Origin of the sequence: Solirubrobacter pauli (genome assembly GCF_003633755.1) — a bacterium.
GTDB lineage: Bacteria > Actinomycetota > Thermoleophilia > Solirubrobacterales > Solirubrobacteraceae > Solirubrobacter > Solirubrobacter pauli.
In genome coordinates, this window is the sequence record NZ_RBIL01000001.1 from 2,307,015 (window position 1) to 2,330,805 (window position 23,791).

Consider the following 23,791-nt stretch of genomic DNA (forward strand, 5'->3'; position numbering starts at 1 on the left):
GTCTCGCTTCCTGACGAGCGCGTTGCACGCCGGTAGCCACGAGTTCACGGGCCAGCCGCCCGCGGACCTGCTGCTCATCGACCTCGACGTGCCGGGCTACCAGTACGAGCCGATCATCGAGAGCTTCGCCGAGGCGGGCTCGAAGCTGATCCTGTACCCGCACGGCGCGGGCTCGGCGATGCTCAGCTACGACGGGCTGTTCGACCCCGACCCGCGCTTCCTCGCCAACCTGGTCACCGGCGTCGGCCAGGCCGAGGTGATGCGCCGGCTCGGCGACCCGCGCGAGGTGCACGTGATCGGCTGGCACCAGTGCGAGCAGCGGCCGTTCCGCGCCTGCACCGACGTGCGCAACGTCGTCTTCGCCCCGACGCACCCCAACGGGGACGGCTCGATGATGGAGCACCGGCGCGAGATGAACCGCCAGGTCTTCAGCGAGCTGCTCAAGGGCCCGTGGAACCTCACGGTCCGGCACATCAACTCGCTCGAGTCCAATGGCCTGTGGGAGGCGGATGGCGTCACCTACGTCAACGGCCGCGGGCGCGCCGAGTTCGTCGAGATCGACTCGGCGGACGCGATCGTCGCCGGCGACGGCACCTTCCCGACGCTGGCGATCGCGCGCGGCACGCCGACCGTGATCTACGGCCAGCACGAGCTCGCGTGGGGCCTGCCGGACGAGGAGCCGGTCCCGCCGAAGCGGCTCGCGCTCTACGAGGACTACAACGGCTACCCGCTGGACCCGAAGCACGGCCCGCTCGACGAGCTGCTGCACGTCGCGGCCCGCAGCGAGGACGCGATCGCGCACTGGAAGCGCCGGTTCGTCGGCAAGCCGTACGACCCGTACGCGGTAGTGCAGCTGCTCGAGCGGCTCGTGATCGGCGGCCCGACGCCGGTCCGGATCGACCCGACGCGCTCGGTCGCCACCCTCGCGCTCGCCGACGAGCTGGCCGAGAAGCCGGAGCTGCTGCGCGCCTACGCCGAGAAGGTCGGCCCGGACGACGACGCCACGCTCATGCTGTGGGCGCCCGGCCTGCCCGCCGAGGACCTGCTGGCGCTGGCGCAGGACGCGCTCACGGCCTCAGGCCTCGACGACGCCCGCGTGCCGGACATCCTGCTCGTGCCGCTGCCCAGCTCACCCGCGGTCGACCGTGCCCTCGCCGAGCGCGCGGATGCGCTGCTCAGCGAGTGGCCGTCCGCGGGCGAGATCGGCAAGCTCCCGCGCTTCTAGCGCTTCTCGAAGAGCCAGAACGTCACGTCGTCCCAGCCGCTGCCGTCCGGCTGGGCCGCCTCGAAGCGCTTGTCGAGGAGCTTCAGCTCCGGGAACAGGTGCTGGTAGAGCGCGCCCCAGTCGCGCTTGAAGAGCGCCCCGCGCTCGCCGCGGTAGGGCACCTCCTCGAGCTCGTCCGCGTGGTACTCGCCGCACAGCACGTAGCGCCGCGACGTCCGCACGACCTCGTTCATGACGATCGGCAGCGCGTCCGGCGGCTGGTGGATCAGCACGGTCGTGGTGAACGTCAGGTCGAACTGCGCGTCCCGGAAGGGCAGCGAGCGGGCCGAGGCCTTGACCGCGTTGACGTCCGGCAGCGTCTGCCGCACCTCGCGCAGCGCCTGGGCGTTGATGTCCACGCCGACGACCCGAGTCGGGTCCACGAGCTGGGCGAGCCAGTGCAGGTTCCCGCCCAGGTTGCACCCGACCTCGAGCACGCTCTCGAACGGGAACGCCTCGTGCAGCCACTTCCAGAACGGCTCGCGGTGCTCAGCCGCAGCCCGGTTGCGCTCGACGTAGCGATCTCCGAAATCGTCGCGCCAGAGCGCCTCGAGGCGCTCGACTTCACCGCTTTCACTCATGCGCCGGATGATGCCACGAACAACCGCTCGATCTCGGTGAAGGGCAAGGTGAGCGGCCGGCCGCCCGGCGGGATCGCCGACACGACGCGCCGGCCCGCGGCGAGCGCGACCGCCATCGCCATCGTGTCGCAGCCGACGACGGTGTCCGCCCAGGCGATGTCCTGCGCCAGCGAGCGCCCGGCGCTCAGCTCCAGCCCGTGCTCGGCGACGATGTCGGCGTACTTGCCCTCGGGCTCCGCCGGGTGCGTGCGCAGGCGCAGCGGGCCCGGACGCGCCGCCAGGTAGCCGCGCAGCGCGGCCCGCTCCTCATAGCCCCAGCCGAGCGGATCGCCCGTGGCGCGCTCGGCCGCGACCGACGTCGGCTCCGTGACGTACAGGACGCTGCGTCCCGTGCGCGGCGTCTCCAGCGCGCGGATCTCGGCCGCCGCGTCCTCCACGTACGGGTTGCCGCGCACGATCACCGGCGGGCCGGGCACCGTCTCGCGGGCGATCCGCTCGGCGTGCTCGTCGCAGACCCACAGCTCGTCGGGCAGCGCGTCGAAGCGCGCCGGGTAGTTCATCCAGTGGTCCAGCCAGACCGCGCAGCGCACGCCCGCGGCCCGCGCTTCCGCGACCGCGTCACGTTCGAGCGTGGAGGAGACGCTCGAGCCGCACAGGACCAGGTCGAACGCGCCGGTCGGCTCCTCCTGCTCGGGCAGCGCCGGCAGCTTGCGGGCGAAGATGCCGCGCGCCGGCCCGTCGAGGCGGAACGACGCGTCGGCGTCGCGACGGCGCAGCCAGGCCGAGATCACCTCGGCCCCGCCGGCGTCGTGGGCTACGACGAGGAGCTTCAGCGCACCAGCGCGCCCCGCCGGGCGTGCACCTTGCGGAAGGCGGCGACGATGTCGTCGACGTCGGCGTCGCTCAGGCCGCCGTGGACGAGCGGGTGGAAGAGCACCTCGTGATCGCGCATGCGCTCGCACGTCGGGCACTCGCCGTCGTCGTAGCGGCCGAGCCCGTCGTTGCGCGGGTCCGAGAACGCCCACGCCGCGCGCTGCCGGTACAGCGGCTGCCGGTACAGCGGGTCCACGTAGCCCTCGGTCACGGGCACGCCCTCGGCCTTGAGCGCCGCCGCGAACGCGGCGCGCGGCACGCCCAGCGCCTGCTCGTCCAACCGCACCACGTGCAGGTAGTAGACGTGCTTGGCGCCCTCGGGCACGTGCGGCGGGACGACGCCCTCGAGGTCGGCGAGCCCGGCGGTGAGCCGGTCCGCGTTGGCGATCCGCGGGGCGGTGAGCTCGTCCAGGCGCGCGAGCTGCTGCTCGGCGATCGCCGCCTCCAGCTCGCCCATCCGGTAGTTGAAACCGAGGATGTCCGCGTGCGGTGAGCCCATGTCGCCGACGACGGCCTCGCCGTGGTTGCGCGCCAGCGCGAGCCGCTCGGCCAGCGCGTCGTCGTTCGTGACGGCCACGCCGCCCTCGCCGCACTGGATCGTCTTGTGGTAGTTGAGGCTGAAGACGCCGATGTGCCCGAGCGTCCCCGCCGGACGCCCGTTCAGCTCGGCGCCCGGGGCCTGCGCGGCGTCCTCGATCACGACCAGGCCGTGCTCGTCGGCGATCCGCATGATCGCGTCCCAGTCGGCCGGGCAGCCGAAGATGTCGACCGCGACGATCGCCTTGGTGCGCGGCGTGATGCGCGCGCGGATCGACTCGGGGTCGAGGCAGAACGTGCGCTCGTCGATGTCGGCGAAGACCGGGATCGCGCCGTGCACGAGCGCGCACACCGCGGACGCGGACATCGTGTAGGGCGAGACGATGACCTCGTCGCCGGGACCGACGCCGGCCGCCGCGGCCGCCGCGTTGAGCGCGGACGTCGCGGAGTTCAGCGACAGCGCGTGGCGCACGCCGAAGCGCTCGCGCCACGCCCGCTCGAGCGACTGCACGCGCGGCCCGCCGGCGAAGTCCTCGCCCCATGCGCCGATGAACTGGGACAGGACGCCGGACTCCATCACCTCGGCGACGGCCCGGCGTTCGGCCTCGCCCACTCCGGGGCGCGGCGGGAAGGGCTGCGAGCGGACGGGCGTGCCGCCGTGGATCGCGAGGGTGGTGTCGGCGGTGGCGGTCATGGCTGGGCGAAGGCTAGCTCGCGGACGGCCTCGACCAGCTCCAGGGCGGCGACGCCGTCCTCACCCGTGCAGGCGGTCTCGCCGCGCACGAGCTGGGTGACGGCGTGCAGCGTCGTGTCGCGCAGCGCGCCGGTCGTCCGCTCGTCCGCCACCAGCACGCGATAGCCGGGGTGACGCGGGTCGTCGGCGACGGCGAACCGCTCGATGACGTGGCCGGACTCGGTGATCCGCACACGCCCCAGGGTGCCCACCAGGTCCATCTCGAACGCGGTGAATCGCTGCGTGTCGAGCCCGGCGAGCCGCGCGTGCGCGCCCCCGGGCAGCGCGAGCTCGGCGTCGAGGGTCGGGTCCGGGCCGGGTTCGCCCAACCGGTCGCGTCCGCTGGTCACGACGGGGTCGCCGGCCAGCATCCGCAGCAGGTCCAGCCAGTGCGTGCCGTTGTGGGCGAGGCCTTTGACGTAGAGCCCGCTCACGTGCTGCAGGGTGCCGATCCCCAGGTCCGCGCGCAGGCGCTGGAACGCGGGCGCGAAGCGGCGGCTGTAGTTGACGGCCAGCGCGACGCCGCGCTCGCGCGCCAGGGCGACGAGCGCCCGCGCCGTCTCGACCTCCAGCGCGAGCGGCTTCTCGGCGAGCACGGCTCGCACCCCGGGCGCGCGCAGGCATCGCTCGAGCAGCTCGGCGTGCGTGGGATCGGGGGTGGCGACGGAGACGAGCTCCGGCCGCGCCTCGGCCAGCAGCTCCGCGACGTCCGTGTAGGCGCGCGCGCCCCAGCGCCGCGCCGCGGCCTCGGCGCGGACGGGGTCGGCGTCGCAGACGGCGACGAGCTCCGTGTCCGCGCACGCCTGGTAGGCGCCCGCGTGGGTGATCACGCCGACGTCCGGGTGCGGGTCGGCGCCGCTGCCGGCGCCGATCGCCCCGCAGCCGAGCACCGCGGCCCTCACGTGGGCCGGATCGCCTTCTGCTCGATGTGCTGGTTGATCGCGGCGAGCTCGGGCCGCGCGTCGAGCAGCGCGAGGATCTCGGTCAGGCCGAACGCCGGGTTCGCGGGGTACAGCTCGTCGAAGATCGTCCGCACGAGCTCGTAGTCCTCCTCCGTGTCCACCGTCAGCCGCAACGCGCCGGTCTCGGGCCGCTCGAACCGGACGGTCTCCAGCGAGTAGCGCTCCGGGTGCTCGTAGATGTAGAGCGACACGTGCTCGCGGTCGTGCGGGTCCTGCGTCAACGTGGCGACCTCGGCCAGCACCGCGGTCGGGAAGGCCTGGGTGTCCATCCCGCGCGGGAACGTCCGCTCCAGGTTGTTGGAGCAGTAGTCGACGCCGGTGGCGTGGAAGCGCTCGATCACGCGCGAGACCGTCGCCGGGTCGATCAGCGGGCAGTCGCCGGTGGTCTCGACGATCAGCTCGGCGTCGTACGCCTGCGCCGCGCCCAGCACCCGCGCCAGCACGTCGTCCTCGCTGCCGCGGAAGCAGCCGACGCCGAGCCGGTCGGCCAGCTCCTGCAGCGGCTCCGACGACGCATCCTCGGTCGTCGCGATCACGACCTCGTCCAGCTCGGGAACGCGTCGCAGCCGTTCGATCATGTGCTCGAGCAGCGGCTTGCCGGCGGCCGGAAGCAGCACCTTCCCGGGCAACCGGCTGGACGTCATCCGCGCCTCGATCGTGGCGACGGTCCTCACGCGAGGCCCTCCAGCCGCACCAGGGAGTCGCCGCTGACGGCCTCGGTCAGGTCGCGGCCCAGCACGTCGGCGATCCGGTACGGCGGCAGGCCGTCGGCCGGGCACGGGCGCGTGGGGATGACGTCGTCCGGACCGAGGCGGTGGCCGGCGGGCAGGTCACGGGCGAAGCGCAACGCGCGGCGCTGGACGACGGCGGCCTCGAGCTCGTTCGCCTCGACGCGCTTGACGCCGTCGCCGAGCGCGGCGTCGGTCTCGCGCGCCCGGTCGACCATCTCGCGCCAGCTCGCCGGCGTCATGGCGAACGCGTGGTCGGGGCCTTCGCGGTCGTTGTCGTCGGTGAAGTGCTTCTCGAACACGCGCGCGCCGAGCGCCACCGCCGCGCACACGGTGACGTGCCCCGCGGTGTGGTCGGAGAGGCCCAGCACGGCGTCCGGGTAGCGCACCGCCCAGTCGGCCAGCACGGCGAGGTTGACGTGGTGCAGGTTCGCCGGGTCCGCCGTGTAGTTCGTGTTGCACTGCATCAGGACGATGTCGTCGGTCCGCTCGCGCAGGGCGGCGAGCGCGCGGTCGACGTCCAGCTGGTCGGAGGCGCCGGCCGCGATCAGCACCGGCTTGCCCTTCCCGCCGATGTGACGCACGATCTCCAGCCAGGTGATGTCGCCCGATCCGATCTTGAACGCGGGCACGTGGGCGTCGACGGCGTCGACCGTCGCGAGGTCGTACGGGCTCGTGAAGTAGTCGACGCCGACCTCGCGGCAGCGCTCGGCCAGCAGCGGCGTCCAGTCCTCGGGGACACTCGCGTCCTCGTAGACCTCGAACACCGGCTTGGCCCACTTGGACTGGTGCGCGACCTGCGCGCCGAGCTCCTCGAAGCCACGGCGCGAGACGATCTTGGGGGCGATGAAGTTCTGGAACTTCGCGGCGTCGGCGCCGGCCTCCGCCGCGAGCTCGATCAGGCGGTAGGCGCGATCGAGGCTGCCGTCGTGGTTCGCACCGACGTCGGCGACGAAGTACAGCGGTTCACCCGGGCCGATCTTCCGGCTGCCGATGGTCACATGGCTCATAGTCGTCCTTGATCATCCACCAGATCGCGCAGCTCGGGCCGCGCGGACGCGATCGTCTCGCGCAGCCGGCGCACGCCGGCGGCGACGGTGGGCGGCTCGGCGCCCAGCGCGGCCGTGAGCCGCGTGGTGTCGAGCGCGGTGTTCCGCGGGCGCGCCGCGGTGAGGTCGCGGCTCGCGAGCGTCACCCCTTGGATCGGGTCCGCCGGCAGGCCGAAGACCTCCGCCACCAGGTGCCCGAAGGCCTCCTTGGTGACCGCGTCGGCGGCGCCGAAGTTCAGGATGCCGGACGCGCCGCGATCGACGAGCGCGCCGATCAGCCGTGCGTGGTCGGAGACGACGAGCGGCGAGAACGTGACGTCGCTGAACAGCGTGAGCGGCTCACCGTGCGCCAGGCCGCGCAGGATCACCTCGGAAAAGCTGAGCCGCCCGCGCGGCGTCCAGCCGTGCATGTTCGTGCGCAGGACGAGCGCGGCGGGGTGCGCGTCGAGCACCAGCTGCTCGCCCTCGAGCTTGGTCTGGGCGTACACGTTGCACGGCCCGGGCGCATCGTCCTCGGCGTGCTCGCCCGGCCGCTCTCCGTCGTACACGGCGTCGGTGGAGATGTGCACGAACCCGGCGCCCAGGGCGGCCGCGGCCGCGGCGAGCCTTCCCGGCGCGAGCGCGTTGAGCGCGCGTGCGGCCTCGGGGTCGCGCTCGCAGCCGTCGACGTCGGTCAGCGCGGCGCAGTGCACGACCAGATCGGGCCGCGCCGCCGCCAGCGCGGCCTCGGGCACGTCGGGCGTGGTCAGGTCGAGCGGCCGCAACGACGTGCCGTCAGGCAACGAGCGCGTGGTCTGCGACCAGCCCTCGACCGCGTCCAGCCGCTCACGGAAGTGCCGCGCGACGGCCGCGCCGAGCAGCCCGCCGGCGCCGGTGACGACGACGCGCCTCACGCGGGCGCCCCAGCGGGACGGGCGCGGCGCGGGCCGCGGCCGGTGCGGCGCGCCCCGCTCATGCCGCGCTCCCCGTGCGGACGAGGCCCATGGCGTCGAGCACGCGGGCCGGGCCGCGGCCGTCGATCAGCGCGCGGCCGCGGGCGGCGAGGTCCGCCCGGGTCGCGGCGTCGTCGACGAGGCGCGTGATCGTCCGGGCTACGGCGGTCTCCGACAGGTCGGCGTGCCAGCCGAGGCCGACCGCCACGCCCCGCTCGGCCAGCGCGGCGGCCGCCGGACGCTGGTTGTCGGCGATCGCGACCGACAGCTGCGGCGTGCCGACGCGCGCGAGCTCCCAGGCCGTGCCGCCGGCGGCGGCCAAGGCGAGGTCGGCCCCGGCCATCCGGGCGGCCATGTCGTGCGCGTCCACCACGAGCGTGACCGCGTGCGGCGAGACCGCCGCCGCCTCTTCGAGGGCGGCGCGGTGCGGGTTCGCCCCGCCGATCAGGACCTCGACGGCCAGCGGGCCAGGCACCAGCGCGAGGCTCTTCAGCAGCTGCGTCGAGGTGTTGGCCGGGTCACTGCCCCCGAGCGTGATGAGCACGGTGCGCGCGCGGGCCGGCACCGGTCGCGGCGCGGCGTCCCAGGCGCGGAACTCACGGCGCAGCAGCACGTGGTCGACGCCCAGCAGCAGCCGCGTGTAGGGCTCGCGCGCGGCGTAGGCGTCCGCGTCTGCCCCAAGGTTCTGGTTGAGGACCAGGTGCGCCCAGTAGTGCTCGGCGTGCCCGTGGTCGTCGAAGGCGAGCACCTGCACGCCGGCGTCGACGAGCGCGCGCTGGTACTCGGCGCCGAAGTGGTAGCCGTCGACCACGACCCAGCGCGCGCCGACGGCACGCGCGTGCTCGACCGTCTCGGCGGCGTCGGCGGCGGACCCGGGCTGCGCGGCCAGCGCGGCCACGGGTACCTCCTCGGCGGCGGCGCGCACGGCGAACGCGGGCGGCGCGCCGGCCATCAGGAACGTGGCCTCGCCGCCCTCGTCGCGCAGCGCCTGCACGAGCGCGAGGCAGCGCATCGCGTGCCCGAGGCCGATGGCGACGCTCGCGTCGGCGCGGACGAGGATCACGCGGTCGGGTCCTTCTGCTCGATGTGCCCGTTGATGGCCGCGATCTCCGGGTGCGTCCGGACGAACGCGAGCACCTCGGCCAGGGCCACCGGCCGATCGGCGAGGCCGAGCGCGTCGTAGAGCGCGCGGACCATCTCGAGGTCGTCCGGGGTGTCGACCGTCCAGCGCAGATCGTGCGCGTCGACGCCGCGCAGCACCGAGTGCAGCGCGAACAGCTCGGGCCGCTCGGCGTAGCAGAACCAGGTCACGTGCTCGCGCGCGGGCCTGGACGTCGCCATCCGGTCCATCCGCTCCAGCGTGTCCCGCCACAGCGCTTCGGTGTCCAACCCGCGCGGGAGGTGCGGCTCGAGCCGGTTGGACGCGTAGTCGCTCCCGTCGCGGCGCTCCTCGAGCGCCGCGATCACGGCGTCGGTCTCCTCGGGGTCGATCAGCGGGCAGTCCGAGGTCACCCGGACGACCAGATCCGCCCGGGCCTCACGCGCCGCGCCGACGTAGCGGCCCAGCACGTCGTGCTCGCTCCCGCGATGGCACGGCACGCCGTAGCGGCGCGCGAAGTCCACCAGCGGGTCGTCCGCGGCGTTCTCGGTGACCGCGAGCATCACCTCGTCGGCGTGCTCGCAACGCTGCAGGCGGTCGAGCTGACGCTCCAGCATCGGCTTGCCGGCCAGGTCCATCAGCACTTTCCCGGGCAGGCGCGTGGACGTCATCCGCGCCTGCACCACGATCACCCGCCGCAATCGCGCCGCCTCAGTCGGTCTCGTCCGGCTCGGGCGCCGGGAGGTCTCCGTCGCCGGGGCCCTCGGGCGGCTGGTCGCCGCGGGTGGTGTAGTTGGCCTCGGGCGGGAGCCCGCTCTCGGGCGTGTCCGCGGTCGGCACGGTCTCGTCCTGGCGCATCTCCTCGACCTTCTCCTTGGCGCCGGCGATGTCCTCGCCGAGCCGGTCGGAGCGTTGCTCGAGGGAGTCGGCCTCGTGTTCGAGGCGGTCGGCCTGCTTGTCGTGCTCGGTCATGGTGAGAGGGGACTACCCCTCCTCCTCCGAGCGCGCACGCTCCTCCAGCTTCTCGCGCAGGTAGGCGTGCTTGTCGGCGCGGCGGAGGGCCGTGCGCTCCTCGGTCGACAGCTCGGCGTCGCGCGCGTGCTCGCGCTCGGCACGCTCGCGGTCGGCTTCCTCGATCCGGAGCTCACGGGTCTCAGGGTCCTCCATGGGCCCCGGACGTTACCCCAGTCGGACGTAGCCGATGGCGGGGCGCGACCCGGGCGGGTAGGACCGGGTGGAGACCTTGTCGGACGAGTTGCCCTCGATCGTGTTGATCGTGCCGTCGGCGCCGACGGACTCCACGACGCCGATGTGCTCGTCCCAGACGATCAGGTCGCCCGGCTGCGGCTTGACGTCGCCGCCGGTGTTCGGGATCGCCTTGCCGGCCTTCTGCGCCCACGCGTAGACGTCGTCCACGCGGCCGAAGCCCTGGCCGTTGTCGCCGAGCGGCACGCCCGCTTCACGGGCGGCCCAGGAGGTGAAGTACGCGCACCACGGGCCGACGCCGGACCCGGCGGTGGCCTGGCGGAACTGCGCGATCCGCGGCGAGTCGTTGGAGCCGGGCGGCTGCTCGGCCACGCCGACCTCGCTTCTGACGAGGTTCACGATCGCCTGCCCCGCCGAGGTCGGCGCGGGCGCGGGGGTCAGCGTCGCCGACGAGGCGCTCTGGAGCTGGGAGGCGAAGGCGGCGGGCGTCGTCGCCGCCGCCGCGGGCGCCGTCTTCGCGGGCGTGGCCTGCGCGGCCGGCGCGGGCGCGGCGGCCGGGTTGAAGAAGCTCTGGAGCTGGGCCATGCGGGCGAGTGCGACGTCGTAGCTCATGCACGAATCCCATCGGCCCCTCGCAGCGCCGACTTTAGGCCCTGGCTACACTCGCGCATCGTGATCGACCTGACCGGAAAGACCTTGCTCGTTACAGGAGGAACGGGGTCCTTCGGCACCGCGTTCATCAAGACCGTGCTCGCGCGGCACGATGTCGCGGCGATCCGCGTCTTCAGCCGCGACGAGCTCAAGCAGTCCGAGCTGCAGCAGTCCATGCGCGACAGCCGCCTCCGCTGGCTGCTCGGCGATGTGCGCGACGGCGAGCGGCTGAAGGTGGCCACGCGCGGCGCCGACGTGATCGTCCACGCCGCCGCGCTCAAGCAGGTCCCCGCCTGCGAGTACAACCCGTTCGAAGCGGTCCAGACCAACATCATGGGCGCGCAGAACGTCATCTCCGCCGCGATCGAGAACGACGTCCCGCTGACGATCGCGCTCAGCACGGACAAGGCCGTCAACCCGGCCAACCTGTACGGCGCGACCAAGCTGTGCGCCGAGAAGATCGTGGCCCAGGCCGGCGTCTACTCGGGCGGCAGCGGCTCCAAGTTCGCCTCGGTGCGCTACGGCAACGTGGTCGGCAGCCGCGGCAGCGTCGTCCCGATCTTCAAGGCGCAGGCGCTCAGCGGGAAGCTCAGCATCACCGACGAGCGCATGACCCGGTTCTGGATCACGCTCGACGCCGCCGTCGAGTTCGTGCTCAGCTCGATGGGCCTGGTCCAGGGCGGCGAGACGTTCGTGCCCAAGATCCCGAGCATGAAGATCGTCGACCTCGCGAAGGCGCTCGCGCCCGACGCGGAGCTCGAGGTGGTCGGCATCCGCCCCGGCGAGAAGCTGCACGAGGTGCTGCTGACCGAGGACGAGGCGCGTCAGTCCTACGACATCGGCGACCGCTACGCGATCATGCCGTCGCGCGAGCACCCGCTGCCCGCCCCGGAGAACGGCGTCGCCCTCGAGGACGGCTTCCACTACTCGTCCGACAACAACCACGAGTGGCTGGACACCGAGCAGCTGCTGGCGATGACGGACTCGGTCGCGCCGGCGCGACGCGCCGCGGATCGTCGCGACATCGGCGACGGCGTCGAAGTCGCCCCCACCGACCGCTAGCCCTTAACGCAGACGGGCGGCCTCGAAAGGCCGCCCGCGCGATCCGTCCCTCGGTGGGGTATGTGTGGGTCGCCCTCCAGCAACCCGTATGAACCGCGAACCGCGTGCGGAGGAGGGCGGGAGAGCCCTTTGAGTAACTCCTGCAGCGCCATCCGTGGCTAACCGGGGTAATCGGCAGCCTTCGGAGGACCTGTAGGGAACTTTTCCCTAGACGTGCTGGCGGTCTCCCGCGACGACTTCCCGCAGGACCTCGCCCCAGCTCTCCGCCGCGACCTCGATGCGACGGTGGTCGCGCACGTACTCGTGCGCCGTGCGCCCGATCCGCTGACGCTCCTCGGGGTTGTCGATCAGCCGCAGCAGCGCCACCTCGACCTCTTCGAGCTCACGCGCGTGGACGCCCGTGACCCCGTCCTCGATGTCCGGGTACACGTCCGGGTGCGCGACGAGCGGGATGCCCAGCGCGCTCGCCTCGAGCCAACGCAGGTCGCTCTTGCCGCGGAACTGGTTGTTCTCGGCCGACGGCGCGAAGGCGATGTCGAACAGCGTCATCGACGCGGGGTAGATCTCGATGCCGGAGCTCGGGTACGAGACGGCACGCTCACGGCCGAACTCCTCCACGTACGCCGCCGCGGCCGCGTGGCCGACCGACACGAAGCGCACGTTCTCGCGCTGACGCAGGACCGAGCGGATCGCCGGCTCCCAGCGGGCGAGCGAGGCCTTGTGGCCGACGCCGCCGGCGAAGCCGAGCGTGACCACGTCGTCCTTGCGGGCGGGCTTCTTGTAGTCGTAGCGGTTGAGGTCGATGCCGTTGCGGCACTCCCACGTGTGGTCGTTGAACGCGCGGTAGCGACGGGCGATGAAGTTGGTCGAGCAGATCATGCCGTCGACCGCCCGCATGCCCATCTCCAGGTCGCGGACGCGGTCCTGGCCGAACTTGTGCGCGAGCTCGTGCATCTTCGCCTTGCGGGCGGCCTGCACGTAGTCGTCGATCTCGTACAGGACCTTCACGCCGCGGTCCTGCAGCTCGCGGATCTTCTTCAGCCAGGCGCGGCCGTTCGCGTACTGGACGACGACGACCTCGTAGTTCGGGAGGTCCTCGACCGACGGCGGCGGGTTGCCGAGGCCGCCGGTGAGGACCAGCGTCGTCTCGTCGGCCAGCGTGCCCCAGGTCGCGTACTCCGCACCCAGCGCCATGGCCGGGAGGAAGCACCGGTAGTAGGACACCACGCTCGTGCCGAGGCCGAGGAACAGGGTCTTCGGGATATCCGTCATCAGATGACCTCCGGGCTCCAGCGCTGGAAGCTCATGTTCGCGTGCTTGAGGCGCAGCCGCCGCTCGGACGGAGCGGCCGGATCGGGCTCGCCGTCGACGTTCCGGATCGCGCGGGCGCGCACCGTCGGCTCCAGGACGCACTGCCCGCCGGCCTCCTGGATGCGCAGGCAGTAGTCGAGCGCCGCGTGCGGGCCCTCGAGCAGCTCGTCGTAGTGGCCGACCTTCTCGATCCAGCTCCGGCGCAGGAACTGCAGCTCGGAGCTGACGGGGCACAGCAGCGGCTCGTGCACGTCGAGGAGCTCCTCCGGCACGTGACGCAGGCGCGCGCCCCAGGCGCGGCGGAAGAGCGAGAAGAAGTAGCCCGCCTGGCGGATCACGCGGGTGGACTCGAGGACCGCGCCGCCGGTGACGGCGGCGGGGGTGCCGTCGGTGCCGGTGCGCGCGCGCAGGTTGTCGAGCCAGCCGGCGGTCTCGAACAGCAGGCCGGGCGAGACGAGGCAGACGTCCATGCCGTGCTCGACGGCGGCGGACAGCCCGACGTTGACGGCGGCCGAATGGCCTTCACCGTCCTGCTGCAGGACGTACGCGCAGTTGAGCTCGGCCGCGGCGGCCTCGATCAGCTGGGCCTGAGGTGCGGGCGAGCGGTCGTCGACGACGAGCACCATCGTTTCGGGTGCGCTCGCCTGGAGGGAGACGAGCGTCTGGAGGATCGGGTCGATGTCCTCCGCGCTGTCGGCCCGGACAGGGCAGACGATGAGGGTCGGATCGGATTCCACGTCTCTCCCATCGGTTGCCCGGAAGCAGACCTTGAGAGACGCGGTCTTTAAATGTTGTGAGCCGGCCCCCCGAGCGGGGGACCGGCTCAAAACGACGGCGACTGACCTAGCGGAGCAGCGACAGGACGCCCTGCGGCGCCTGGTTGGCCTGCGCGAGCATGCTCGTGCCGGCCTGCTGGAGGATGTTCAGCTTCGTGAACTTCGTCATCTCCGCCGCCATGTCCACGTCGCGGATCCGCGACTCGGAGGCGGTGAGGTTCTCCTGGTAGGTCGCCAGGTTCGTCAGGCGATGCTCCAGACGGTTCTGGACGGCGCCGAAGTTGCCACGGACCTTGGAGATGTTCTCGATCATGTCGTCGAGCTGGCCGACGTCGCACATGGCGCCGGTGGCGAGCACCGCCGCCGCGTCGGACGCGACGGTCAGCGTCGACGCCGCCGTCAGGTTGTTCAGGCCGCCGGCCGAAGCCGCAGCGTTGAACGAGATGGCGGCCATCGAGATGGTCTCGCCCTGGTTCGCGCCGACCTGGAACGTGAACGAGTCGGCCGGGCCGAAGAGGCCCTTCCCGTTGAACTTGGTGTCGGTCAGGATGTTGCTGACCTCCTTGGCGATCTCGATGACCTCGGCGCCGATCGCGTTCTTGTCGTTCGCGTCCAGCGTGCCGTTGTTGATCTGAACCTTCAGGTCACGGACACGCTGCAGCATCGAGTGCACCTCGGAGAGGGCACCTTCCGCCGTCTGGACGAGCGAGATGCCGTCCTGCGCGTTGCGCTGCGCCTGAGCGAGGCCACCGATCTGCCCGCGCATCTTCTCCGAGATGCCCAGGCCGGCAGCATCGTCCGCGGCGCGGTTGATGCGGTAGCCAGAGGAGAGCTTCTCCATGGCCTTGGAAGCCTGCGACGACGTCGCCGTCAGCTGACGGTGCGTGTTGAAGGCTTCGATGTTGTTCTGGATACGGAGGCCCATGATCTAACGCTCCTTGTTGATCGGGTTGAAGGGCTGTACCGAGGTGACTCCATGTCTCCTCAAGCACGAAGATCGGCCCCGAGGGGCCGATCTTTAGCGAGCGGTGGTCAGCCCGGCGACTAGCGCAGGAGGCTCAGGACGCCCTGCGGGGCCTGGTTGGCCTGGGCCAGCATCGAGGTGCCGGCCTGCTGCAGGATGTTGAGCTTCGTGAACTTGGTCATCTCGGCGGCCATGTCCACGTCACGGATCCGCGACTCGGACGCCGTCAGGTTCTCCTGGTAGGTGGCCAGGTTCGTCAGACGGTGCTCCAGACGGTTCTGGACCGCGCCGTAGCTGCCGCGCAGCTTGGACACGTTCTCGATCGCGGTGTCGATGTCGGAGATCACCGACAGGTCGCCGGTCGACAGCGCCGCGGCGACGTCGCTGACCTGGCACGCGGCCAGGGCGATCGTCGTCGAGAGGCCACCGGCGGTCGCCGCGCCGCTGAGCACGGTCGACGCCATCGTGATCGTCTCGCCCTGGTTGGCGCCGACCTGGAACGAGAAGCTGTTCCCGAACACGGCGGTGCCGTTGAACTTCGTGTCGGTCGAGATCGACTTGACTTCCTTGGTGATCTCGAGGACCTCGGCGGCGATGGCCGTCTTGTCGTTCGCGTCGAGGGTGCCGTTGTTGTACTGCACCTTCAGGTCACGGACGCGCTCGAGCATCGAGTGGACCTCGGCCAGCGCGCCTTCCGCGGTCTGGACGAGCGAGATGCCGTCCTGCGCGTTGCGCTGGGCCTGGGCGAGACCGCCGATCTGCCCGCGCATCTTCTCGGAGATGCCGAGGCCGGCGGCGTCGTCGGCCGCGCGGTTGATGCGGTAGCCGCTGGAGAGCTTCTCCATGGCCTTGGAAGCCTGCGACGACGTCGCCGTCAGCTGACGGTGCGTGTTGAAGGCTTCGATGTTGTTCTGAATGCGAAGGCCCATGGTCAACACTCCTTGTTGATCGGGGGGAGGGCATCTGGCGGCGACTCCTTGTCGCCTTAACCGCAAAGATCGGCCACGAAGGGCCGATCTTTAGCGAACTGCTTCGGGTGCTGACTTAGCGGAGCAGCGACAGGACGCCCTGCGGCGCCTGGTTGGCCTGCGCGAGCATGCTCGTGCCGGCCTGCTGGAGGATGTTCAACTTCGTGAACTTCGTCATCTCCGCCGCCATGTCCACGTCACGGATCCGCGACTCGGACGCCGTCAGGTTCTCCTGGTAGGTCGCCAGGTTCGTCAGACGGTGCTCCAGACGGTTCTGGACCGCGCCGTACTGGCCGCGGACCTTCGAGACGTTCTCGATCATCTGGTCGACGCTCGAGATCACCGACAGGTCGCCGCTGCACAGCGCCGTCGCCACGGCCGAAGCCGCGGACACGCCGACCGCCGTGAGGTTCGACAGACCGCCGGCGGTCTTGTCACCGCTCAGCGTCGTCGCGGCCAGGGCGATCGTCTCGCCCTGGTTGGCGCCGACCTGGAACGTGAACGAGTCGGACGTGCCGAACACGCTCTTGCCGTTGAACTTGGTGTCGCTCAGGATGTTGCTGACTTCCTTGGCGATCTCCACGACCTCGGCGCCGATGGCGTTCTTGTCGTTGTCGTCGAGCGTGCCGTTGTTGATCTGGACCTTGAGGTCACGAACGCGCTCGAGCATCGAGTGCACCTCACCGAGGGCACCTTCCGCCGTCTGGACGAGCGAGATGCCGTCCTGCGCGTTGCGCTGCGCCTGGGCCAGGCCGCCGATCTGGCCGCGCATCTTCTCCGAGATGCCCAGGCCGGCGGCGTCGTCCGCGGCGCGGTTGATGCGGTAGCCGCTGGAGAGCTTCTCCATGGCCTTCGAGGCCTGCGACGACGTCGCCGTCAGCTGACGGTGCGTGTTGAAGGCTTCGATGTTGTTCTGAATGCGAAGGCCCATGATCGAACGCTCCTTGTCTGATCGGGTTGCAGAAGGGCTTTGCCGAGGTGACTCCGTGTCTCCTCAAGCCAAAAGATCGGCCCCGAGGGGCCGATCTTTAGCGACGCGGGTTCGAGCTCTCGGCTGCGGCTTAGCGCAGGAGGCTCAGGACGCCCTGGGGCGCCTGGTTGGCCTGCGCGAGCATGCTCGTGCCGGCCTGCTGCAGGATGTTCAACTTCGTGAACTTCGTCATCTCCGCCGCCATGTCCACATCGCGGATCCGCGACTCGGAGGCGGTGAGGTTCTCCTGGTACGTGGCCAGGTTCGTCAGGCGATGCTCCAGACGGTTCTGGACCGCGCCGAGCTGGCCGCGGACCTTCGACACGTTCTCGATCATGTCGTCGATGCGGTCGATGTCGCACAGCGCGCCACCGATGAGCGCGGACGCCGCGACCGAGGCCGTGGCGGCCGACGACTGCGCCGTCAGGTCGGTGAGCCCACCGGCGCCGGACGACAGCGAGCCCAGCGACGTCGCCGTCATCGAGATCGTCTCGCCCTGGTTGGCGCCCACCTGGAAGGTGAAGTTGTTGGTGCCGTTCAGCAGCGCCTTGCCGTTGAACTTGGTGTCGCTGAGGATGTTGCTGACTTCCTTGGCGATCTCCACGACCTCGGCGCCGATGGCGTTCTGATCGTTGGTGTCGAGCGTGCCGTTGTTGATCTGGACCTTCAGATCACGCACGCGCTGCAGCATCGAGTGCACCTCGGAGAGGGCACCTTCCGCCGTCTGGACCAGGGAGATCGCGTCCTGCGCGTTGCGCTGGGACTGCGCCAGACCACCGATCTGACCGCGCATCTTCTCGGAGATGCCGAGGCCGGCGGCGTCGTCGGCGGCACGGTTGATGCGGTAGCCGCTGGAGAGCTTCTCCATCGCCTTCGAGGCCATCGACGACGTCGCCGTCAGCTGACGGTGCGTGTTGAACGCCTCGATGTTGTTCTGAATGCGAAGGCCCATGATTCAACACTCCTTGTTGATCGGGGGTGTGGGCAATGTCCGGGCGACTCCATGTCGCCCTTAACCGCAAAGATCGGCCCCGAGGGACCGATCTTTAGCGACTACGTCGGATTCGGCTGAGCCGGCTAGCGCAGGAGGCTGAGGACGCCCTGCGGGGCCTGGTTGGCCTGCGCGAGCATGCTCGTGCCGGCCTGCTGGAGGATGTTCAGCTTCGTGAACTTCGTCATCTCCGCCGCCATGTCCACGTCACGGATCCGCGACTCGGACGCCGTCAGGTTCTCCTGGTAGGTCGCCAGGTTCGTCAGACGGTGCTCCAGGCGGTTCTGCACGGCGCCGTAGACGCCACGCTGCTTGGAGACGTTCTCGATCATGTCGTCGATCATGTCGAGGTCGGACAGCCCGTTGCCGATCAGGGCGGAAGCCGCAGCGGAAGCCGTCGCGGCCGCCGACAGGCTGGTGAGCTGCGAGAGGCCGCCGCCCGCCGCGTTGGCGCTGAGCGGCGTCGCCGCGATCGAGATGGTCTCGCCCTGGTTGGCGCCGACCTGGAACGTGAACGAGTTGTCGCCGTCCAGCAGCGTCTTGCCGTTGAACTTGGTGTCGCTGAGGATGCTGCTGACCTCCTTGGCGATCTCGATGACCTCGGCGCCGATGGCGTTCTGGTCGTTGGTGTCGAGCGTGCCGTTGTTGATCTGGACCTTCAGATCACGGACGCGCTGCAGCATCGAGTGCACCTCGGCCAGCGCGCCTTCCGCGGTCTGGACGAGCGAGATGCCGTCCTGCGCGTTGCGCTGGGCCTGGGCGAGACCGCCGATCTGCCCGCGCATCTTCTCGGAGATGCCGAGGCCGGCGGCATCGTCAGCGGCGCGGTTGATGCGGTAGCCGCTGGAGAGCTTCTCCATGGCCTTCGAAGCCATCGACGACGTCGCCGTCAGCTGACGGTGCGTGTTGAAGGCTTCGATGTTGTTCTGAATGCGAAGGCCCATGATTCAACACTCCTTGTTGATCGGGGGAAGGGCGGACGTGCGGGCGACTCCATGTCGCCCCTTAAACGCAAAGATCGGCCCCGAAGAGCCGATCTTTAGCGAGCGGTGGTGAGCGGTGACTAGCGCAGGAGGCTCAGGACGCCCTGGGGCGCCTGGTTGGCCTGCGCGAGCATGCTCGTGCCGGCCTGCTGGAGGATGTTCAACTTCGTGAACTTGGTCATCTCCGCCGCCATGTCCACGTCACGGATCCGCGACTCGGACGCCGTCAGGTTCTCCTGGTACGTGGCCAGGTTCGTCAGACGGTGCTCCAGACGGTTCTGCACGGCGCCGTAGCTGCCGCGCAGCTTGGAGACGTTCTCGATCATCGTGTCGATCGTCGAGATCGCGGTCAGCGTGCCGGCCGCGGCGCTCAGCGCGTTGGTGGTGTCGCTGACGACGCTGACGGCGAGGCCCGTCAGGTCGGAGACGACGCCGAAGGACGCCGCGCCCATGGAGATCGTCTCGCCCTGGTTCGCGCCGACCTGGAACGAGAACGTATCGCTCGAGGTGAACAGCGTCTTGCCGTTGAACTTGGTGTCGTCGAAGATGTCCTTGACCTCCTTGGCGATCTCGAACACCTCCGCGCTGATGGCCTTCTTGTCGTTGTCGTCAAGCGTGCCGTTGTTGAACTGCACCTTCAGGTCACGGACGCGCTCGAGCATCGAGTGAACCTCGGCCAGCGCGCCTTCCGCCGTCTGGACGAGCGAGACGCCGTCCTGCGCGTTGCGCTGCGCCTGAGCCAGACCACCGATCTGACCGCGCATCTTCTCGGAGATGCCCAGACCCGCCGCGTCATCGGCCGCGCGGTTGATCCGGTAGCCGCTGGAGAGCTTCTCCATCGACTTGGAAGCCTGCGTCGACGTCGCCGTCAGCTGACGGTGCGTGTTGAAGGCTTCGATGTTGTTCTGAATGCGAAGGCCCATGATTCAACGCTCCTTGTTGATCGGGGGTGTGGGCAATGTCCGGGCGACTCCTTGTCGCCCTTAAACGCCAAGATCGGCCGCGACGGACCGATCTTGAGCGACCACCTTCAAAATGGCTGAGCGATCTAGCGCAGGAGGCTCAGGACGCCCTGCGGGGCCTGGTTGGCCTGGGCCAGCATCGACGTGCCGGCCTGCTGCAGGATGTTCAGCTTCGTGAACTTGGTCATCTCCGCCGCCATGTCCACATCGCGGATCCGCGACTCAGAGGCGGTGAGGTTCTCCTGGTAGGTCGCCAGGTTCGTCAGGCGATGCTCCAGACGGTTCTGGACCGCGCCGAGGCTGCCGCGGACCTTGGAGACGTTCTCGATCATCTTGTCGATGTCGGAGACCACGGACATGTTGTTCGTGGCGAGGGCCGAGACGGCGTCGCTGACGAGCTTGTTCGTGGCGAGCTGCGTCAGGTTCGAGAGGCCGCCGACGCTCGAGTCGCCGGCCAGCGAGATCGCGTCGAGCGTGATCTTCTCGCCCTGGTTGGCACCGACCTGGAAGTCGAACGAGCTCGAGGCGCTGAAGAGCGTCTTGCCGTTGAACTTCGTGTCGTCGAGGATGTCCTGGACCTCCTTGGCGATCTCGAGGACCTCGGCGCCGATGGCCGTCTTGTCGTTCGTGTCCAGCGTGCCGTTGTTGAACTGCACCTTCAGGTCACGGACGCGAGCGAGCATCGAGTGCACCTCGGAGAGGGCCCCTTCCGCGGTCTGGACGAGCGAGATGCCGTCCTGCGCGTTGCGCTGCGCCTGGGCGAGGCCGCCGATCTGGCCACGCATCTTCTCGGAGATGCCCAGGCCCGCCGCGTCGTCGGCGGCACGGTTGATGCGGTAGCCGCTGGAGAGCTTCTCCATCGCCTTCGAGGCCTGCGACGACGTCGCCGTCAGCTGGCGATGCGTGTTGAACGCCTCGATGTTGTTCTGAATGCGAAGGCCCATGATTCAACACTCCTTGTTGATCGGGGGAAGGCCGGACGGGCGACTCCATGTCGCCCTTAACCGCAGAGATCGGCCCCGGAGGGCCGACCTTGAGGTACCGCGTGAATTCGGGGGCGAAGCCCTGAGCTTTAGCCCTTCAGCAGCGAGAGGACGCCCTGCGGCGCCTGGTTGGCCTGCGCCAGCATCGACGTGCCGGCCTGCTGCAGGATGTTCAGCTTCGTGAACTTGGTCATCTCCTGCGCCATGTCCACGTCGCGGATGCGCGACTCCGACGCCGTCAGGTTCTCCTGGTAGGTCGCCAGGTTCGTCAGACGGTGCTCGAGCCGGTTCTGGACCGCGCCGAGCTGTCCACGGATCTTGGAGACGTTCTCGATCGCCTTGTCCAGGTTGCCGAGGTCGGAGAGGCCACCCGAGGACAGCGCCGCGACGGTGGCCGACACGGCGCTGGCCGCGAGGCTGGTGAGGTCGGAGAGACCGCCGGCGGCGATGCCGCCGCTGAGGCCGACCGGGGAGACCGAGACGGTCTCGCCCTGGTTCGCGCCCACCTGGAAGACGAAGCCGGTGGCACCGAACAGCGCCTGGCCGTTGAACTTCGTCTCGCTGATGATCGACGAGACCTCCTTGGAGATCTCGAGGACCTCGGCGGCGATGGCCTCCTGGCCGCCGGTGTCGAGCGTGCCGTTGTTGAACTGGACCTTCAGGTCACGGACGCGCTCGAGCATCGAGTGGACCTCGGCGAGCGAGCCTTCCGCGGTCTGGACGAGCGAGATGCCGTCCTGCGCGTTGCGCTGCGCCTGAGCCAGACCACTGATCTGGCCGCGCATCTTCTCCGAGATGCCCAGGCCGGCGGCGTCGTCGGCAGCGCGGTTGATGCGATAGCCGGAGGAGAGCTTCTCCATCGCCTTCGAGGCCTGCATCGACGTCGCCGAAAGCTGGCGATGCGTGTTGAAGGCTTCGATGTTGTTCTGGATGCGCAGGCCCATGGCCGGGGATACTCCTTGTGAGGAACTGGACGACTCCGTGTCGTCCCGGACGGATACGACGTCTGTCGGCCGCCTCGCAAGGGAGCTTTAGCCTGCGTGAGATTTGGGGGAACGCGGTCCGGCCCCCTGGTCCGCGTGCGAACCAGAGGGCCGGGAGAAGCGCGATCTAGCGCAGGAGGCTGAGGACGCCCTGCGGAGCCTGGTTGGCCTGGGCCAGCATCGAGGTGCCGGCCTGCTGCAGGATGTTCAACTTCGTGAACTTGGTCATCTCCGCCGCCATGTCCACATCGCGGATCCGCGACTCGGAGGCGGTGAGGTTCTCCTGGTACGTGGCCAGGTTCGTCAGGCGATGCTCCAGGCGGTTCTGGATCGCGCCGTACGCGCCACGCTGCTTGGAGACGTTCTCGATCATGTCGTCGATGCGATCGATGTCGCAGAGGCTGCCCGACGAGAGCGCGGTGGCCGCGGCGGTGGCCGTGGACGCCGAGAGGCTGGTCAGGTTGGCGAGGCTGTCGGAGACGACGGCACCGTCGAGGGTAGCCGCGGCCACGTCGATCGTCTCGCCCTGGTTGGCGCCGACCTGGAACTTGAACGTGTCGCCCGTGCCGAACACGGTCTTGCCGTTGAACTTGGTGTCGTTCAGGATGCTGCGGACTTCCTTGGCGATCTCCACGACCTCGGCGCCGATGGCCTCGCGGTCGTTGGTGTCCATCGTGCCGTTGTTGGCCTGGACCTTGAGATCGCGCACGCGCTGCAGCATCGAGTGCACCTCACCGAGGGCACCTTCCGCCGTCTGGACGAGCGAGATGCCGTCCTGCGCGTTGCGCTGCGCCTGAGCCAGACCACCGATCTGCCCACGCATCTTCTCCGAGATGCCCAGGCCGGCGGCATCGTCAGCGGCGCGGTTGATGCGGTAGCCGGAGGAGAGCTTCTCCATGGCCTTCGAGGCCAGCGACGACGTCGCCGTCAGCTGACGGTGCGTGTTGAACGCCTCGATGTTGTTCTGAATGCGAAGGCCCATGGTCAACACTCCTTGTTGATCGGGGGAAGGGCGTTACGACGGCGACTCCTTGTCGCCACTAAGCCGAGTAATCGACTCCGCGACCCGAACCTTGAGGGGGCGTCTTCGGCACGGCGCGGCGCTTCTGCTCGCGCTTCTCCTCCCGCCGGCGCCGCGCTTCCTCGCGCTCGACCGGCGTCAGCAGCCGCGGGCGTTCGACGCGGTCCACGCGCGGCGTGCCGGTCTCGCCCGGCTCGATCCGGTAGATCGGCGGGTTCTCCATCAGGAGGCGGCCTGCTGCTCGGCGCGCTCGGCGGCCATCTGCTCCAGGCGCTCCTGCTGCAGGCGCCGCTGCTCGAGCCGGTGCTCCTCGACCTGCTTGAGCTCGTTGAGCACGATGTGCCGCCACGCGATGATCGCGCAGCGCCAGACGACGATGTTGACGACGATGCCCGCGAGGAGCGCGCGCCAAACGGCGTCGAACGGGTCCTGGTCGCCGACCAGGTTGAGGATCAGCACGAGCAGGAACGACAGGAACGCCGCGCGCGTGCGGGCGCGGCGGATGCCGGCCTTCGCGCGCGGATGCTGCGACAGCGTGACCAGGGCCTCGGGCTTGTCGGCCTTCTTGCCCTTCTTGTCTTTCTTGTCGCTCATCGTTCTCGCGAGGCGCGCAGCGCCTGCACTTCCCGGTCGCGGATGTAACGCATGAGCCGATCTTCGTCGGCGCGGGCGATCCCGTCCATCCGGATGCCCTTCTGCTCGGCGTCGCTGCCCACGCGCACGACCCGGCCGAGCGCGCGCAGCGGCGGCCCGTCGGGCAGCTGGAGCTCGACGCGCACGTCGATGCCCAGCGGCAGATCCCACTTGTCCTGGATCTGGATGCCCGAGCCGGAGATGTCGACGGTCGTGGTGTCCCCGCCGACGGGCTCGTCGACGCCGCGGACGGTCACGTCCAGGAAGGCGTCGATGCGGACGAACTCGCGCCGCTGGATGCGCTCGACGTCGCCGCTCAGCGCGATCGTCAACGAGCCGTTGCGCTCGGCGGTGAGCGTGCCGGGGAAGCGGAAGATGCCGCGCCCGGAGGTCGCCTCGACCGCCCAGTCGTGCCCGACGGTGCGGGCGATCCGCTCGTCCTTGACGGCCAGCGCCACGACGACGCCCGCGTCCGTCCCCGACTCGATCGTGCCCGGAAGCATCCCGACGTGCAGGTGGCGGACGACGACGTGCTGGCCGACGACCAGCTTGGAGACGGGAGCGGTCAC

28 protein-coding genes are annotated in these 23,791 nt (G+C 70.1%); 2 read left to right on the forward strand and 26 right to left on the reverse strand.

Annotated elements, in window-relative coordinates:
* Positions 1 to 22 precede the first annotated feature (22 nt).
* The gene (locus C8N24_RS10855; protein ID WP_121250045.1) at positions 23 to 1,225 is read left to right on the forward strand and encodes a hypothetical protein; all 1,203 of its coding nucleotides are present in this window, start codon (positions 23 to 25) and stop codon (positions 1,223 to 1,225) included.
* On the opposite strand, the gene C8N24_RS10860 is transcribed toward C8N24_RS10855, so the two are convergent.
* Genes C8N24_RS10860 through C8N24_RS10915 form a run of 12 tightly spaced genes read right to left on the reverse strand, consistent with a single transcriptional unit; the run spans position 1,222 to position 10,576 of the window.
* Positions 1,222 to 1,845, reverse strand: coding sequence for a pseudaminic acid biosynthesis-associated methylase (locus tag C8N24_RS10860; RefSeq protein ID WP_121250046.1), 624 nt, complete (start codon positions 1,843 to 1,845; stop codon positions 1,222 to 1,224). The genes C8N24_RS10855 and C8N24_RS10860 overlap by 4 nt on opposite strands.
* Entirely contained in the window at positions 1,842 to 2,636 is a 795-nt protein-coding gene (locus C8N24_RS10865) for a hypothetical protein (protein WP_121250047.1), read from the reverse strand. Before C8N24_RS10865 ends, C8N24_RS10860 begins: the two co-directional genes overlap by 4 nt.
* Before the next feature lie 38 nt (positions 2,637 to 2,674).
* Complete coding sequence (locus C8N24_RS10870; RefSeq protein WP_121250048.1) at positions 2,675 to 3,949, reverse strand: DegT/DnrJ/EryC1/StrS family aminotransferase; 1,275 nt, start codon at positions 3,947 to 3,949, stop codon at positions 2,675 to 2,677.
* A complete protein-coding gene (locus tag C8N24_RS10875) occupies positions 3,946 to 4,890 on the reverse strand; it encodes a Gfo/Idh/MocA family protein (protein ID WP_121250049.1) in 945 nt (314 codons plus the stop codon). The genes C8N24_RS10870 and C8N24_RS10875 overlap by 4 nt, the downstream gene beginning before the upstream one ends.
* Positions 4,887 to 5,624 (reverse strand): cytidylyltransferase domain-containing protein, encoded by a 738-nt coding sequence (locus C8N24_RS10880; protein ID WP_121250050.1) that lies wholly within the window; start codon positions 5,622 to 5,624, stop codon positions 4,887 to 4,889. Before C8N24_RS10880 ends, C8N24_RS10875 begins: the two co-directional genes overlap by 4 nt.
* The gene (locus C8N24_RS10885; RefSeq protein ID WP_121250051.1) at positions 5,621 to 6,688 is read right to left on the reverse strand and encodes an N-acetylneuraminate synthase family protein; all 1,068 of its coding nucleotides are present in this window, start codon (positions 6,686 to 6,688) and stop codon (positions 5,621 to 5,623) included. Before C8N24_RS10885 ends, C8N24_RS10880 begins: the two co-directional genes overlap by 4 nt.
* Positions 6,685 to 7,620 carry an SDR family oxidoreductase gene (locus C8N24_RS10890; RefSeq protein ID WP_121250052.1) on the reverse strand — a complete coding sequence of 312 codons (936 nt, stop codon included), beginning with the start codon at positions 7,618 to 7,620 and terminating at the stop codon, positions 6,685 to 6,687. The genes C8N24_RS10885 and C8N24_RS10890 overlap by 4 nt, the downstream gene beginning before the upstream one ends.
* A gap of 58 nt (positions 7,621 to 7,678) precedes the next feature.
* Positions 7,679 to 8,722 carry a UDP-2,4-diacetamido-2,4,6-trideoxy-beta-L-altropyranose hydrolase gene (gene pseG, locus C8N24_RS10895; protein WP_170179001.1) on the reverse strand — a complete coding sequence of 348 codons (1,044 nt, stop codon included), beginning with the start codon at positions 8,720 to 8,722 and terminating at the stop codon, positions 7,679 to 7,681.
* Positions 8,719 to 9,450: a cytidylyltransferase domain-containing protein gene (locus C8N24_RS10900; RefSeq protein WP_121250054.1), complete on the reverse strand. Its 732-nt coding sequence runs from the start codon at positions 9,448 to 9,450 to the stop codon at positions 8,719 to 8,721. The genes pseG and C8N24_RS10900 overlap by 4 nt, the downstream gene beginning before the upstream one ends.
* A gap of 19 nt (positions 9,451 to 9,469) precedes the next feature.
* A complete protein-coding gene (locus tag C8N24_RS10905; RefSeq protein ID WP_121250055.1) occupies positions 9,470 to 9,730 on the reverse strand; it encodes a hypothetical protein in 261 nt (86 codons plus the stop codon).
* 12 nt (positions 9,731 to 9,742) lie between these two features.
* Complete coding sequence (locus tag C8N24_RS10910; protein ID WP_121250056.1) at positions 9,743 to 9,925, reverse strand: hypothetical protein; 183 nt, start codon at positions 9,923 to 9,925, stop codon at positions 9,743 to 9,745.
* Positions 9,926 to 9,937: 12 nt separating this feature from the next.
* The gene (locus tag C8N24_RS10915) at positions 9,938 to 10,576 is read right to left on the reverse strand and encodes a CHAP domain-containing protein (protein ID WP_121250057.1); all 639 of its coding nucleotides are present in this window, start codon (positions 10,574 to 10,576) and stop codon (positions 9,938 to 9,940) included.
* 60 nt (positions 10,577 to 10,636) lie between these two features.
* Between C8N24_RS10915 and pseB the strand changes: the two genes are divergently transcribed.
* A complete protein-coding gene (gene pseB / locus C8N24_RS10920) occupies positions 10,637 to 11,677 on the forward strand; it encodes a UDP-N-acetylglucosamine 4,6-dehydratase (inverting) (RefSeq protein ID WP_245971826.1) in 1,041 nt (346 codons plus the stop codon).
* A 207-nt stretch (positions 11,678 to 11,884) separates the two neighbouring features.
* On the opposite strand, the gene C8N24_RS10925 is transcribed toward pseB, so the two are convergent.
* From C8N24_RS10925 to C8N24_RS10990, 14 genes are all read right to left on the reverse strand, one after another.
* Positions 11,885 to 12,949 carry a glycosyltransferase family protein gene (locus C8N24_RS10925; protein WP_121250058.1) on the reverse strand — a complete coding sequence of 355 codons (1,065 nt, stop codon included), beginning with the start codon at positions 12,947 to 12,949 and terminating at the stop codon, positions 11,885 to 11,887.
* Positions 12,949 to 13,725 (reverse strand): glycosyltransferase family 2 protein, encoded by a 777-nt coding sequence (locus C8N24_RS10930; protein ID WP_170179002.1) that lies wholly within the window; start codon positions 13,723 to 13,725, stop codon positions 12,949 to 12,951. Before C8N24_RS10930 ends, C8N24_RS10925 begins: the two co-directional genes overlap by 1 nt.
* A 106-nt stretch (positions 13,726 to 13,831) precedes the next feature.
* Entirely contained in the window at positions 13,832 to 14,689 is an 858-nt protein-coding gene (locus C8N24_RS10935; RefSeq protein WP_121250060.1) for a flagellin N-terminal helical domain-containing protein, read from the reverse strand.
* Between the two features lie 119 nt (positions 14,690 to 14,808).
* Positions 14,809 to 15,657 (reverse strand): flagellin N-terminal helical domain-containing protein, encoded by an 849-nt coding sequence (locus C8N24_RS10940; protein ID WP_121250061.1) that lies wholly within the window; start codon positions 15,655 to 15,657, stop codon positions 14,809 to 14,811.
* Positions 15,658 to 15,772: 115 nt separating this feature from the next.
* Positions 15,773 to 16,627: a flagellin N-terminal helical domain-containing protein gene (locus C8N24_RS10945; RefSeq protein WP_121250062.1), complete on the reverse strand. Its 855-nt coding sequence runs from the start codon at positions 16,625 to 16,627 to the stop codon at positions 15,773 to 15,775.
* A 130-nt stretch (positions 16,628 to 16,757) separates the two neighbouring features.
* Positions 16,758 to 17,618, reverse strand: a complete 861-nt coding sequence (locus C8N24_RS10950; protein WP_121250063.1) for a flagellin N-terminal helical domain-containing protein — start codon at positions 17,616 to 17,618, stop codon at positions 16,758 to 16,760.
* A gap of 125 nt (positions 17,619 to 17,743) precedes the next feature.
* Positions 17,744 to 18,601: a flagellin N-terminal helical domain-containing protein gene (locus C8N24_RS10955; RefSeq protein ID WP_121250064.1), complete on the reverse strand. Its 858-nt coding sequence runs from the start codon at positions 18,599 to 18,601 to the stop codon at positions 17,744 to 17,746.
* Positions 18,602 to 18,720: 119 nt separating this feature from the next.
* The gene (locus tag C8N24_RS10960; RefSeq protein WP_121250065.1) at positions 18,721 to 19,563 is read right to left on the reverse strand and encodes a flagellin N-terminal helical domain-containing protein; all 843 of its coding nucleotides are present in this window, start codon (positions 19,561 to 19,563) and stop codon (positions 18,721 to 18,723) included.
* A 125-nt stretch (positions 19,564 to 19,688) separates the two neighbouring features.
* Positions 19,689 to 20,546, reverse strand: a complete 858-nt coding sequence (locus C8N24_RS10965) for a flagellin N-terminal helical domain-containing protein (protein WP_121250066.1) — start codon at positions 20,544 to 20,546, stop codon at positions 19,689 to 19,691.
* A gap of 128 nt (positions 20,547 to 20,674) precedes the next feature.
* Complete coding sequence (locus C8N24_RS10970; protein WP_121250067.1) at positions 20,675 to 21,529, reverse strand: flagellin N-terminal helical domain-containing protein; 855 nt, start codon at positions 21,527 to 21,529, stop codon at positions 20,675 to 20,677.
* Between the two features lie 166 nt (positions 21,530 to 21,695).
* On the reverse strand, positions 21,696 to 22,550 hold the full coding sequence (locus C8N24_RS10975) for a flagellin N-terminal helical domain-containing protein (RefSeq protein ID WP_121250068.1): 855 nt from the start codon (positions 22,548 to 22,550) through the stop codon (positions 21,696 to 21,698).
* A 58-nt stretch (positions 22,551 to 22,608) separates the two neighbouring features.
* Positions 22,609 to 22,812: a hypothetical protein gene (locus C8N24_RS10980; protein WP_121250069.1), complete on the reverse strand. Its 204-nt coding sequence runs from the start codon at positions 22,810 to 22,812 to the stop codon at positions 22,609 to 22,611.
* Positions 22,812 to 23,183, reverse strand: a complete 372-nt coding sequence (locus C8N24_RS10985) for a hypothetical protein (RefSeq protein WP_121250070.1) — start codon at positions 23,181 to 23,183, stop codon at positions 22,812 to 22,814. The genes C8N24_RS10980 and C8N24_RS10985 overlap by 1 nt, the downstream gene beginning before the upstream one ends.
* Positions 23,180 to 23,791 (reverse strand): flagellar brake protein, encoded by a 612-nt coding sequence (locus C8N24_RS10990; RefSeq protein WP_170179003.1) that lies wholly within the window; start codon positions 23,789 to 23,791, stop codon positions 23,180 to 23,182. Before C8N24_RS10990 ends, C8N24_RS10985 begins: the two co-directional genes overlap by 4 nt.